This window comes from Natronorubrum halobium, assembly GCF_051351675.1.
Lineage (GTDB): Archaea > Halobacteriota > Halobacteria > Halobacteriales > Natrialbaceae > Natronorubrum.
The window spans coordinates 4,362,873-4,375,985 of record NZ_CP195595.1 but is presented as its reverse complement, the minus strand read 5'-3'; the positions used below and the strand labels follow the sequence as shown (position 1 = coordinate 4,375,985).

General features: G+C 63.0%; 11 protein-coding genes and 1 pseudogene. 5 read left to right on the top strand and 7 right to left on the bottom strand.

Annotation, left to right across the window (positions count from 1 at the left end; genetic code table 11):
* Window positions 1–119: 119 nt before the first annotated feature.
* The 3 genes from pdhA to ACSFC7_RS21815 all read left to right on the top strand — a co-directional run bounded on the left by pdhA (window position 120) and on the right by ACSFC7_RS21815 (window position 3,294).
* Complete coding sequence (gene pdhA / locus ACSFC7_RS21825) at window positions 120–2,228, top strand: pyruvate dehydrogenase (acetyl-transferring) E1 component subunit alpha (RefSeq protein ID WP_436344906.1); 2,109 nt, start codon at window positions 120–122, stop codon at window positions 2,226–2,228.
* 82 nt (window positions 2,229–2,310) lie between these two features.
* Window positions 2,311–2,745, top strand: coding sequence for a universal stress protein (locus ACSFC7_RS21820; RefSeq protein WP_436344905.1), 435 nt, complete (start codon window positions 2,311–2,313; stop codon window positions 2,743–2,745).
* Between the two features lie 120 nt (window positions 2,746–2,865).
* Window positions 2,866–3,294, top strand: coding sequence for a low molecular weight phosphatase family protein (locus ACSFC7_RS21815; RefSeq protein ID WP_436344904.1), 429 nt, complete (start codon window positions 2,866–2,868; stop codon window positions 3,292–3,294).
* Window positions 3,295–3,370: 76 nt separating this feature from the next.
* Here ACSFC7_RS21815 and glmS read toward each other — a convergent pair whose 3' ends face one another.
* From glmS to ACSFC7_RS21800, 3 genes are all read right to left on the bottom strand, one after another.
* Entirely contained in the window at window positions 3,371–3,820 is a 450-nt protein-coding gene (gene glmS / locus ACSFC7_RS21810) for a methylaspartate mutase subunit S (RefSeq protein ID WP_436344903.1), read from the bottom strand.
* Between the two features lie 323 nt (window positions 3,821–4,143).
* Complete coding sequence (locus ACSFC7_RS21805; protein WP_436344902.1) at window positions 4,144–4,854, bottom strand: phosphoribosyltransferase family protein; 711 nt, start codon at window positions 4,852–4,854, stop codon at window positions 4,144–4,146.
* A gap of 115 nt (window positions 4,855–4,969) precedes the next feature.
* On the bottom strand, window positions 4,970–5,662 hold the full coding sequence (locus tag ACSFC7_RS21800) for a helix-turn-helix domain-containing protein (RefSeq protein WP_436344901.1): 693 nt from the start codon (window positions 5,660–5,662) through the stop codon (window positions 4,970–4,972).
* Window positions 5,663–5,830: 168 nt separating this feature from the next.
* Between ACSFC7_RS21800 and ACSFC7_RS21795 the strand changes: the two genes are divergently transcribed.
* A complete protein-coding gene (locus ACSFC7_RS21795; RefSeq protein ID WP_436348010.1) occupies window positions 5,831–6,451 on the top strand; it encodes a methyltransferase family protein in 621 nt (206 codons plus the stop codon).
* Here ACSFC7_RS21795 and ACSFC7_RS21790 read toward each other — a convergent pair whose 3' ends face one another.
* Both ACSFC7_RS21790 and thrS read right to left on the bottom strand, forming a co-directional pair.
* Entirely contained in the window at window positions 6,452–7,756 is a 1,305-nt protein-coding gene (locus ACSFC7_RS21790; RefSeq protein WP_436344900.1) for a hypothetical protein, read from the bottom strand. It abuts the gene before it with no gap.
* 223 nt (window positions 7,757–7,979) lie between these two features.
* The gene (gene thrS, locus ACSFC7_RS21785) at window positions 7,980–9,929 is read right to left on the bottom strand and encodes a threonine--tRNA ligase (protein ID WP_436344899.1); all 1,950 of its coding nucleotides are present in this window, start codon (window positions 9,927–9,929) and stop codon (window positions 7,980–7,982) included.
* A 191-nt stretch (window positions 9,930–10,120) separates the two neighbouring features.
* Between thrS and ACSFC7_RS21780 the strand changes: the two are divergent.
* Window positions 10,121–10,741, top strand: a pseudogene (locus ACSFC7_RS21780) (IS6 family transposase); the annotation flags it as partial.
* 563 nt (window positions 10,742–11,304) lie between these two features.
* Here the strand turns inward: ACSFC7_RS21780 and ACSFC7_RS21775 are convergent.
* Together ACSFC7_RS21775 and ACSFC7_RS21770 are read right to left on the bottom strand one after the other, a co-directional pair.
* A complete protein-coding gene (locus ACSFC7_RS21775) occupies window positions 11,305–11,697 on the bottom strand; it encodes a DUF7344 domain-containing protein (protein WP_436344898.1) in 393 nt (130 codons plus the stop codon).
* A gap of 133 nt (window positions 11,698–11,830) precedes the next feature.
* Window positions 11,831–12,400: an HTH domain-containing protein gene (locus tag ACSFC7_RS21770; RefSeq protein WP_436344897.1), complete on the bottom strand. Its 570-nt coding sequence runs from the start codon at window positions 12,398–12,400 to the stop codon at window positions 11,831–11,833.
* Window positions 12,401–13,113: the final 713 nt, after the last annotated feature.

The following is a 13,113-nucleotide window of genomic DNA, read 5'->3' as shown; positions in this document are numbered from 1 at the left end:
ACGAGACGCTCCGCGCTCCAGTGCACCGTGGGGGTCGGGGAGGTCCAGTCGCGGACGTCCGTCCTCATCCGCGCGATATCCGAGACGGACACTAAGTAGCCGTCCGTGGTACGGCGAGTATGCCACGATCGCCGGTCGCCGAGTTTACGATCGATCGCGTGCAGGTGCTCGATCAGGAGGGCCGCGTCGACGAGTCCCTGGAACCCGATGTCGCCGACGAGCGGTTGCTCGAGTGGTACCGGACGATGAAACACGCCCGCCGACTCGATCGGCGGGTGATCGCCCTCCAGCGGCGGGGCGAACTGGGGACGTACGCGCCGTCGACGGGACAGGAGGCCGCCCAGGTGGGGAGCACCGCGGCGCTTTCGGACGACGACTGGACGGTCCCCGCGTTCCGCGAACACCCCTCGGCGCTCGCCCGCGGCCTCTCCGCACGGGGGATCTTCGAGTACGCGATGGGGCTCGAGGAGGGCGGAGAACCGCCCGACGACGTCCCGATCATGCCGCCGTCGATCGCCGTCGGTACCCAGCCGCTCCACGCCGCGGGGATCGGTTGGGCCGAAGCGATGAACGACGGCGAGCGAGTCGCGCTCACCTACTTCGGCGATGGCGCGACCAGCGAGGGCGAGGTGTACGAGGCGATGAATCTGGCGGGGGTCTACGAAGCCCAGACGATCTTCTTCTGCCAGAACAACCAGTACGCGATCTCGACGCCGCTGTCGAAGCAGACGCGGGCCGCCACCCTCGCCCAGAAGGCGGTCGCTGCGGGTATCGAACCGATTCAGGTGGACGGCAACGACATTCTCGGCGTCTATACGGTCACGCAGGAGGCGATCGAGCGCGCTCGACGCGGCGTCCCGACGCTGATCGAGGCGACGACCTACCGCCGCGAGATGCACACCACCGCGGACGACCCCTCCGTCTACCGCACCGTCGAGGAGGAAGCGGAGTGGGAGCCGCTGGACCCTATCCTGCGATTCGAACGCTACCTCCGCGACCGCGAGATCCTCGACGACGAGACCGTCGCGGAGATCGAGAGCGACATCGAGGACGTTCTCGAGGACGACCTCGAGGCGGCGCGGGAGACCGCTTCGAACGCCGATCCCGCCGATATGTTCGAGACGGCGTACGGCGATCCGCCCGAGTACCTCGAGCGCCAGCGCGAAGCGTTCACCGGCGATTCGGGACGCGAGGTCGCCCCCGCAGACGGAAGCCGGCGCGGCGACGGCGGCTCGACGGCGACCGAGTCGGGCGTCACCGAGGGCGTCGAGCGCCTGAATATGGTCGAGGCGATCCGCGAGACGCTGGGCGCGGAGATGGAACGAGACGACGACGTCCTCGTCTACGGGCAGGACGTCGGGGTCGACGGCGGCGTCTTCCGGGCGACGCAGGGTCTGCTCGACACGTTCCCGGGACGGGTCCACGACGCCCCGGTCGCGGAAGCCGGCATCGTCGGACTCGGCGTCGGGCTCTCGGTGGCCGGCTACCGGCCGGTCGCTGAGATCCAGTTCGCCGGCTTTAGCTTTCAGGCGTTCTCCCAGATCCACCAGCACGTCTCGAGGCTTCGGAGTCGCTCCCGCAGTACGCTCACCTGTCCGATGGTGATTCGGGCGCCCTACGGACTGGGCGTGAAAGCCCTCGAGCACCACTCCGAGAGCTACGAGGCCGGCTACGCCCACGTGCCGGGGCTCAAGGTCGTGATTCCCTCGACCGCACAGGACGCGGCCGGATTGCTTCGGTCCGCGATTCGGAATCCCGACCCCGTGCTCTTCCTCGAGCCGATGCCGCTGTATCGGGCGGCCCGCCGGCCGGTCCCCGAGGAGCACACCGTTCCCCTCGGCGAGGCACGCATCGTCGAGGAGGGAACCGACGTCACCGTGGTCACCTGGGGCGCGATGGTCCGCGAGGTCGAGGGAGCCGTCGAAGCGAGCGAGGTGTCGGCCGACGTGATCGACCTGCGGTCGATTAGCCCGATGGACGCCGAGACGGTCCTCGAGTCGGTCCGGAAGACGGGCCGGTGCGTCGTCGTCCACGAAGCGCCGCGGACGGGCGGCTTCGGCGCCGAGATCGCGGCCAGAATCTCGGACAAAGCGGTCTGGCACCTCGAGGCGCCGATCGAACGCGTCGCGGGATACGACGTTCCGGTCCCGCTCTTCGGTCGCGAGGACGCCTACCGACCCGACGAGGAGCGAATCCGGACGGCGATCGAACGGGTCGTCTCGCTGTAGCCGCCGGTCACGCCGCTGTCGGTTCCGGTTTCCGAACGATTCCGACCCGAGGCTTATTTTGGAGGGCGATGTAGGCCGAGATATGGTAGACCACGTCCTCGTTCCAGTCGACGACTCGGATCGATCGACGCAGGCGCTCGAGTTCGTCTGCAGGGAGTACCCCAAAGCCCGAATCACGGCGCTGCACGTCCTCGACCCGGGCGATTTCTACGCCGCGACGGGAATCGAAGGCGGTGCGATGGCCAACTACGAGGAGATTCAGGACGCCCACGAGACCCGGGCGGAGGAGATCCTGAATCACGCGCGCGAACTGGGGGCCGAGCACGGCGTCGAAATCGAGACGGACCACATCGTCGGCGGCATCTCGCGGTCGATCGTCGAGTACGCGGACGACAACGACGTCGATCACATCGCGATCGGCAGTCACGGCCGGACGGGCGCGAGCCGAATCCTGCTCGGTAGCGTCGCCGAGAAGGTCGCGCGTCGGTCGCCCGTTCCGGTGACCATCGTTCGGTGATCGCGGCGTGTCAGCCGTCGGGTCGATCGCGTCCGCCTCTCGTGATCGATACCCGTGTGTATAGTACGCACAGGAACGCACATACGAACGATTAGGACGTCCCAGCTACTCCTCCCGAATATGACCGACGGCGAAACCCGCGTTGCCTTCGTCTGTGTCCAGAACGCCGGCCGGAGCCAGATGGCGACGGCCTACGCCGAACGCGAGCGCGAGGCGCGCGATCTCACCGACGAGGTCGTGATCCACTCCGGTGGCACGCACCCCGCCGACGCGGTTCACGATAGCGTCCGCGAGGCGATGGACGAGGTCGGATTCGATCTCTCCGACCGCGAGCCACAGCACGTCGCCGACGAGACGCTCGAGTCCTGTGAGTACGTCGCGACGATGGGCTGTTCGACGCTCGACCTCGAGGCGGAGACGGACGTCCGCGACTGGGACCTCCCCGACCCCCACGGTGCGGACCTCGAGACGATCCACGAGATCCGCGAGGAGATTCGAACGCGAGTCGAGTCGCTGTTCGACGAGATCGAAGCGACTCGCGGCGAGTAACTGATCGAAACCGGCAGCACCGCCGCTCCCGATCTCGGACCGCAGAAACCGCGCCGGCAGCTACCGGGACGTTCGATTACGCCGAGACGGTCTGGCTCTCTTGCTCGGATTCCGACGGACGAACGTCCAGATCGGCCCGAAGCGCTTCGATGGCATCCTCCGGATCAGTTTTGGAGTCGAAGACGCGGTCGAACCCCATCTCGCGGAATAGTTTGCGAGTCTCGTCGAAGTCGTCCTGCCCGACGGCGAGGTTGCCGCCGATGTAGGTCGTGACGTCCTCGAGATCGGCGTCCAGCATCTCCTGGTGGAGCCCCTCACAGTCCTGCTCGGCGTGACCGTAGAGCGAGGAGACGAGTACAGCCTCAGCGTCGTGGGCGGTTGCGGCGTCGACGAACTCGTCTTGGGAGGTCTGCACTCCGAGGTTGACGACGTCGAACCCGGCCGCCTCAAACGCTTGTTCCAGGATGGTGATCCCGACAACGTGGGCGTCGGACCCGATCACGCCGAGGATGACTGTCTTCGTCATGTTCGTACTCCCACCGAATACGGCGACCACCATAAACCTAATGATTAATAATGTGGTAATGGTTCACACGGAGGCCGTCGTGCGATTGGTGCCACTGTAGACGGATCGGTATTCGTTTCGGTCGTGTGCGCGCGTGCTCGAGGCAAAATCCCACCGTTCGACTCGCATCGGCCGGTGACAGTCCGTTCAGGCTGCGATGAGAGTCGTGATCCGAAATTTGCTCACGTCGAGACGTGAGCGTGGACCGGTCGAACGTTCGCACGCGATCGCAGAACAGACAGTAGCGGTTTCGAGGCGGCTGAAGCGGTGAGTACCAGGACCGATCACACGGTCGTCAGGGCACCGATCGGTGCGTCGGTTCGGTCCCGGGCGCGCTGGATGCCGTCCTCGCCCGCGGCGATGAGCGCGAAGACGCCGGCGACGTCGGCGTCGGCGGTTTCGACGATGTCGAGGAGGAGTTCCTGGGTCTCGCCGGAGCGGATGAGGTCGTCGACGACGAGCACCGACTCGCCCTCGTCGATGGCCGACTCGGGCAGATAGTAGGTGAGTTCGATCCCCGACTGGAGTCGTTCTCGTGCCTCGATGAACTCCTCGACGGCCGTCTCCTTGCGTTTTTTCGCGTAGGCACACCGCGTCCCGTAGTAACTCGCGAGCGAGGCGGCGAGGGTGATGCCGTCCGTCGCGGCGGTGAGGACCACGTCGGGACGGTCGAACTCGAAGCCGTTGGCGACGACCGGCGCGACGAGGTCGAGAAACGGCTGATCGAAGACGGCCGAACTGTTGTCGACGTAGCCCTCGTCGTCGACCCGGATCCGGGCCTCGAGTTCCTGTCCGAGTGCCTCCCGGCCGAGATCCTCGACGACCTCGCGTGCGCGATCGGTTCCCGGGAGGACGTGCCCGTTGACGTACCGGTTGAGGTCGCCCGCCGGAAGCGCCGTGGTTTCGGCGAGTTCGTCGTAGGTCCGCGTCTCTTTCAACATCCGCAACACGTCGACGGCCCGCAGCTGGAGGGCGGCCTTCTCGGCTCTGTTCATACGGATATGCACGATTCCGCAACTATGGGTATTTCGATCGAAAACTCACACCGGATCTGCACGAACGTGACAGGTTTGCTCGCCACGATCGGATCCCGAATTCGTGACCCGAAACTCACCGGCCGTCCGGACGTTTTTCGCGCCCGTAGCGGTCGACCAGCCGTCGCATGACTCGCGCCTGTGCCCTCTGGAGGAGCATCGCGGCCGTACTCGAGGCACAGCCCAACTCGTCGGCCACGGCCTCGACGCCGGCGTCGCGAGGGATCTCGAAGTAGCCGACCTCGACGGCGGCTTCGACGGCCTCGAGTTGTCGTTCGGTCAACCCGTCGGTGAGCGGTGCGTGCCGGCGGTCGTACTCTCCGATCGCCCGCACGGTCACGTCGATCTCGTCCGGCAGTCCGTCGAGCATCGCCTGCAGGTTGTCGCCGCTGCCGACGACCGTCATGTAAAACGCCGCAGTGGAATCGTAGACGATCGGCGGAACGACGACGAGATCCAGCGCGGCGAACGCCTCGCGCCAGCGCACGTCCTCCGGTCGGGTCTCCTGGCAAACGTAGACGTAGAACGAATCGTCGTCGATCGGCGTGAGGTCGTACCAGCGAACCGAGTCGACCGCCTCGAGTGTCTTCTCGTAGGGTTCGCGCTCGGCTTCGGCGTAGAACAGTTCGTACTCGAGGCCGTCCTCGCGGCCTGCGACGTTCCAGGTCTGGAGTTCCTCGTACGTGACCGCGTCCTCCTCGCGGATGAACCGCTGCATCGGATGGAGCATCCAGTCGGGCTGAGAGAGTCGGACGTCGAGGTACTTCATCGGCTACCGTTCGAAGTTACACTCGCGATACGCTTATAAATTGACTAGTAGAGCCGTGAGAACCCCCAGGGTGATCGTGGGGTAACGATCGGGTATGCGTCTGCACCAGCAGACAGCGATCGAGCGGTGGACAGCGATCGAACGGTCGACGGAGGTGCGCCCGTAACCGTGCTCGACTCGCTCGCACTCACGCCGACGACAGTAGCGTTCATCGTCGGCCTCGGTCTCGTACTCACCAACCTCGCCGGTATCGTCGCCAGCGCGTTCGGTGTCGCCGATTACTGGCCGCCAGGCGAGCGAGGGTGGCAGTTCTACGCCCACTGGGGAATCTCACAGCTACTCAACGTCGTCCTGGCGGTTGTCGCGTACCTCGACTGGAACAGCCTCGGACTCCCGCGAATTCCCAGTCTCGTCCCAGGTGCGACCCTGTTCGTCGGCGGCTTCGCCGTCGCGCTCGCGGCCGGCTACGATCTGGGCGTCGAGGAGACGAAGGGGCTGTCCGGCGAGTTGCGAACCGGCGGCTGGTATCGGTACTCGCGGAATCCCCAGTACGTGGGCTACATCGCGGCGACGGTCGGATTCGTACTCCTCGCGAACTCCTCGTTGGTGGCCATCATCTGCGCGTGCTTCCTCGGCTGGTGGCTCGCGCTGCCGTTCGCCGAGGAGCCGTGGCTGCACGAGCGGCACGGCGAGGAGTACGAACGCTACGTCGAGCGGGTGCCCCGGTTCGTAGGACTTCGGACGGTACGTGCGATCGCCGAGACTGACGGGGTGAGTACTTCGAGGTGACTACGCTTCGAGTCGATCCTCGAGAACGACGACCGCTTCGGGCAACGCCTCGAGTTGTGCGCCGATCACGACGTAGTCCGCGTACTCGCTGAACAGCTCCGTACGCCAGCCGTCGTCGATCGTACCCCGAATTCGGGAATCTACCAGTCCGAGCCGTTCGTACCCGTCGGCGAGGTGATCCCCGCCGAGCGACGGCTCTTCGGGTTCGAACGGTACGTCAGCTGCGGACTCGAGCGCGGATTCGCGAACGGTACGGGCATCGTCTGCCGTTTCGAGGGATCGGTGTGCGCCGTCTTCGATCCGTTCGCGTATCGTCTCGAGCGCGCGTCGGTCACGTTCGAACGCGCAGGCGTACCAGAGGGCGGTCGACGTCTCGTCGTTCGTCGCCGCATCCGTCGTTTGTTCGCTCGCGTTCACGACCGCGATCTCCCCCTCGAGAAGCACCCGTTCGGCGATCGTCTCCGAGACCTCGGCGTCGACCAGGTCCGTCGGTTCGGTCGAGTCGTTCGGGACGTCCGCCTCCTCGATCGCGTCGAGCGATCGCTCGAGTGCAGTTTCGAATCGAGATTCGAACGAGCGCTCGTCCTCGAGCCGTTCCTCGTGTCGCCGCTCGAGCTCCTCGGCGAACGAGACCGCCGCTCGGGCCCGCTCGACGACGCCGCCGATCGATCCGACAGCGAAGGTGCCGCTCGTGCCGTCGCGCGGCCGATTGTCGAGCCACCACTCGGCGATCTCCAACTCGCTCTCGAGACGGTGCTCGAGGAGTAGCGTTCGCTGTACGTCGTCGCCGACGTGGTCGACGGCGGCGCGTCGGTTCTCGATTCGCGTTCTGATATCGTCGCGTTCCGATTCGACATCCTCGAGGGCGCGCTCGTCTCGAACCGCCTCGATTGCAACCGCCGCCTCTCCGGCGTACCGACGCGCGACGACGCTGCGTTGAAGCGCGTGGAACCGATCCGACGAGTCCTCCAGCGCGTCGCGTCTGTCCCGTGCGATCTCGTGCGTTCGATCGATTTCGTCTCGGACGGCCTCGTTCGGCACGTCGTCGGCCTCGAGCGGCTCCGGGACGACGTCGATCAGTTCGTCGAGACGGACGATGGCCTCGCCGACGGACGACTCGTTCGGCTGAACAGGGGCCGGACGCTCGATTTCGGGGCGGTCCATCGCGAGGATCGGCGCGAGTTCGTCGGCTTCGAACCGTCGCCGCGGGTCGTCCGACTCGAAAAATTCGAGGCAGCCGGCGGTCGCTCCGAGAACGCCAGTCCCGATCGAACCGAGCACGGTTCGTCGACCGAGACCCGTCATTCGTCATTCTCCGCGTCGCCGTCGCATTTGTTCTCGGTGGTTGCGTCGTTCCCACAGCCCGCAATGAACGGAGTGGTCGCCGCCAGAACCGTGCCGAGGGGTTGGCGTCGAGAGGACCAGAGGGAGAACATACGATCAGATTCGTGACGTCAGATAAATAACTTCTCGTCGGCCGTCGATCGACGCATCGCACGAGGACAGGACGAAGATCAGCGAGGAGAGGTTAGCCCTGCAGGAAGTCCGGCTCCGTCCGCTGCTCGTCGCGTTCGGCCTCGAGATGACTTCGGAACTCCTCAATTTCGACGTCGTACTCCTGGTCCTCGAAGCGGTCGCGGACCGAGATGTTCTCGTCCTCCTCCTCGTTGTCGCCGACGATGATCTGGTAGGGGACGCGGTCGTCGTGGGCCGCGCGGATCTTTCGCTCGAGGGTGCTGTCGCGGTCGTCGACCTCGACGCGGAAGTCGTCGAACTCGTTGGCGACGCGGTGCGCGTAGCCGAGGTTGTTATCCGAGATGGGGAGCACGCGGACCTGTTCGGGCGCGAGCCACAGCGGGAACCGACCCTCGTAGTGCTCGATGAGCATCATGAAGAACCGCTCGTAGCTGCCGTAGAGCGCGCGGTGGATCATCACCGGCTCGTGTTCCTCGTTGTCCTCGCCGACGTAGGAGAGGTCGAACCGGTCGGGCATGTTGAAGTCCAACTGGACCGTCGGGCCGTCCCACGAGCGGCCGATGGCGTCCTCGAACGCGAAGTCGATCTTCGGCCCGTAGAAGGCGCCGTCGCCCTCCTCGAGTTCGTAGTCGAGGTTGCGCTTCTCGAGGACGTTCTCGAGTTGTTCTTCCGCCTTCTCCCAAATTTCGTCGCTCCCGACCGACTTCTCGGGGCGCGTTGCGAGGGCCATCTCGTAGTCGAGGTCGAACGTCTCGAGGACCTCAGTAATCATGTCCATGATCTCCTCGACCTCGCGCTCGATCTGGTCGGGCCGGATGAACAGGTGGCCGTCGTCGATCGTGAAGGCCCAGACCCGCGAGAGACCGGAGAGTTCGCCGCGCTGCTCCTTTCGGTACACTTTGCCGTTCTCGGCGTACCTGATGGGGAGGTCGCGGTAGCTCCATGACTGGTCCTGGAAGATTGCGGCGTGGCCGGGGCAGTTCATCGGCTTCAGGCCGAACTCGTCGTCACCGACGTCGAAGATGAACATGTCGTCGGCGTAGTTCTGATAGTGGCCCGAGCGGTGCCAGAGGTCCGTCTTGAAGACGTGGGGCGTCTCGACGTAGTCGTAGCCAGCGTCCTGGTTGAGGTCCTCGACGAAGTCCTCGAGTTCCTTGAGCACCGTCTTCCCCGGCGGGTGATACAGCGGCAGTCCGGGGCCGGTGACGTCCTGAATCGAGAACAGGTTCATCTCGTTGCCGATCCGGCGGTGGTCGCGCTTCTCAGCCTCCTGCTTTCGCTCGAGGAAGTCCTCGAGGTCGCTCTCGTCCTCGAACGCGGTGCCGTAGATCCGCGTCTGCATCGTGTTCTCCTCGTCGCCGCGCCAGTAGGCGCCCGCGATCTCGAGGAGTTTGACGGCCCCGATCTCGCCCGTCGAGTCGACGTGCGGGCCGGCACAGAGGTCCTCCCACTCGCCCTGTTTGTAGAAGCTCACGGTGTCGTTCTCGTCGGCGAACTCTTCTACCAACTCGAGCTTGTACGGCTCGTCGGCGAGTCGCTCCTCGGCCTCCTCGATCGAGACGTCCTCGCGCTCGATCTCGTAGTCCGCGGCGACGATCTCCTCGATCTCGTCCTCGAGGGCGGCGAGGTCCTCCTCGTCGATGTCGAGGTTGTCGAAGTCGTAGTAGAAGCCGTCGTCCGTCGGCGGACCGATGGCGAGGTCGACGTCGTCGTAGTGCCGTTCGACGGCCTGAGCGAGGCAGTGCGACGCCGAGTGGCGCATGACTCGGAGATACTCGTCGGACTGGTCCGTGACGATTTCGAGGTCGACGCCGTCGGAGACCGGCGCTTCCTTGGCGACGAGTTCGCCGTCGAGTTTACCGGCGACCGTGTCGCGGCCGAGACCGGGACCGATCTCGTAGGCGCAGTCTTCGACCGTCGCGTCGGACGGGACCTCGAGTTCGGAACCGTCTGGTAGCACGACTACGATCCGTTCTTCTGACTGGGAATCTGATTCTGACATGGGTGAAGCTGTGGCTGGTTGGTGAACTTCATACAGAAGTTCGGTCGGGCGTCCGCGTGTGCCGCTCGGCTGTGCGTTCGGGCCGACACAGCGAGCGGTAGGTGTGGATTAGAAGCGGGCGAAAGCCCCTGTAAAGCGGACACCTACCATCGTGAATTCGAATTGTCTCGAGCGGGATAAAAGCCTTCTGGATGGACGAGCGCACCCCAACACCCGTCAGGGTGTTCGGGGTGCGCCTGCATTCGATGGGATTATCAGTTCGAGAGGCCGTCGTAGTCTTCGAAGTAATCGGTATTGACCGTTCTCATGGCGGAATCTGGAACTGGGCGCATACGCTTTCAGAAGCTCAGAGCGACCCGCCGACGGTTGCGCCGTCGCGGGTCGCGGTCGACGAGAAACAGATCGAGGTCGATGGTGAGAAAAAGTGGTTGTACGCCGCGATCGACATAGAACCGAAGCTACTGCTCGAAATCGACGTCTTCAGCCGCCGCGGAACTGACCCCGCGGCGGCATTCTTGTACCGTCTCACCGAGAATCACGAAACCGACGAGACAGAGTTTCTCGTTGATGCTGGCGGCTATCCGACTGCCCTTGCTCGCCACGAATTGAGCGGTCAACTCGACTACAGCGACCGAAACCACATTGAAAAGCGGTTTCAGACTGTCTCAATACGAATTGACCGCTTTCATTCCTTCTGGCGGGGCAGTCCAGCCAGTGCTCGCCGTTGGCTCAGACGGTTCAGACACCATTACAACCACGATCGACCGAATCAGGCACTAAATGGCCGAACGCCTGCCGAGGAGGTGCTGAACAAGACAGTGCCTTTTTGTATGAGATCTCAGTTTCAGTTTGTTCGAAGTAGTACCCCGAGACCGTTTGATACCTCACGGCGGCAGTCCTGTACCCCACTGAGGGATATTCTTAAGCAAGTCGATAGCAAAGATTGGGAGCACGAAGTCGAGATGAATGATCTCTCTGATCCACGGCCACCGCTTCCGGAATGGATCTTGGACGCGTACGATCTCCTTTGTACTCACAGTCTCAGCTCGGCTGAGCATGAAGACGTGCAGTCGATCCCTCGAGAGCAAGCGCTCGAGGTCCTCTGCAGTACCGATGAATTGGTCCTCGAACCCGAGGCCGCAAACCATGCACTCACCCGGTTGCTTGAGCGAGGCTACTTCTACGAGGTCGACGGCGAACTTCGTGTGACGACGCCGGAAGAATAACCGTGGACGCGGTTCGAAACTCAATACTGGATTTGTAGCGTAATCGTCTATCAGTTTCCGTGGTAGAAACCGCAAATAGAAGCAGGCCCAGCTAGAGTACAACAGCAGGCCAGTAGTTTGGCTACTGCAGGGAGGAACCCGGGCAGTACCTATCCGTTCCCTTCGGCCGGGAGGCACTCAAGAATGTCCTCGAGAATGGGATAATTCCAGTACCGCAGTTCCTGCGACCGCCTATCGTATTCAATGATACCGGCCTCCTCCAACTTCGGCAGATGGGTATGGTAGAGAGACGTCTTGATCTGGATCTGGGAGCGCCCCAGATGGTTCCCGGTCTGCTCGACCGCTCGGCTACGAAGGTGTGCTGCAAGAGTGTCAATGGTCGTCGTGGTATCAGAACTGTCCATGAGGAATCTCAGGATCTCCCGTCGCTGACGGTGTGCAATTACTTCGAGCACTACCGTCACCGACAGGTCGTTGGTGGGGACGCTCGACTCGATGGGTTCCTCTGATACGGGCTCCTGATCACTATTATCGTCTTTCATACGTTATAGCGGTTGAGACCACCGTTGATCTTGATGACTTTACCAGTACTGGAAATCAACTCTTCACTATTGAGACGCGAGATGGCGGACACGCCCAGTGATCTCCTGCACGGTGGTAACCCGCGCATCACCGTCATTGCTGTCCCTCCATGGGCGACCACTGTTCAACCTGGCAGCCGTGCATTTTCTTCTCATCTCCGACCGGTTCGACTGCAGCGAGCCACTCCTCGACGGTGTATGTTCGTTTGTCGCCTGCAGAGGTCTGTTCCGTGTATGGAACGACGCCGCAGAGTGTCTCCGTGTCGGTTTCTTCATCAGTACCTGCCTCGTAGAGGGCCAGCGCCACGACGGGTACTCGCACGCGCTCGTATGGTTCGTTAAGTCCAAGCGGTGAGGACGGGATCCGCTGCCGATGGAACGCCGGCTTCAGTGAATGCCCGTGCTGTTCGGCCCAGCGTTCAAATGCGGCCACGAGTTCATCACGCGTTGGTGCGTTCGTCTCGACCGTTTCTGGCGGCCAGCAGGAGATATGGTACTCGGCAATACTCCCGTGTTCGCAGAGACGCTGCAGCCGCTCAATGACTGCATCGATTGTCTCGGTAAGCGGGGCCGGGACAGCGGACCGGACGTAGCAGTCGATCCGAAGAGTCTCCGCTGTATCGATCGCGATGGCGGGAGTTGCCACGGGCTTATTGACTGGCATATCCTTCCTCCGTGTCCCGAACGAGCTCCCTCCCGTCGAATGACCGGAGGGCTGGTCGAAGTGTCCGTCTTGACAGCCCCAACCAATGCTGGAGATGGGGTTCTGTCGTCTCTTCCGTCACGTGGACGGCTAACCCGGCATATTTGGCCTGTAATAGTACAGAATTGTCTGACAACGCTAATTGGTGTTCACTCGTGGACATCACCGGAGCATGGACGGATAGGCACATAAACCCACTGTTAAAAACTCCCATGCAGTTGTATAAAAATCGGCAGAGTGACCTGCTATGTCCTAGTAATACTAGTGGAGAATAAATGTAGCGCCTGTTTCTAATTCTCTGATCGGGTCCAAATAAGGACCAACCCTGTTCGGTCGCCACTCTCCGCCAAACAGAAACAGAGACCCCCGTTTTGTTACCGTTTGGAGATAACCATGTCCTGCTACCGTGGCAGAACCACCGGACCTTGGAGCAGCCAGTCGTGGGTGTCAGTCCAGATCCGCAGTCTAGAGCGACATGATCTTATCGGTGCGGTCCTCAGCTACGTTCATTGAAGCCGGGTAATACACTCCAGCAATAGCTATCAAACAGGTCATTGAGGGTGCCACAGGTAGGACACTGTCCAGGGTTAAGCGGTGACTCTGGCTGGTCTGTCCCGTCATATACCGGGAACCCATACAGGAACAGTGAGGGCTCTTCACGGCGTCCGGGCGGC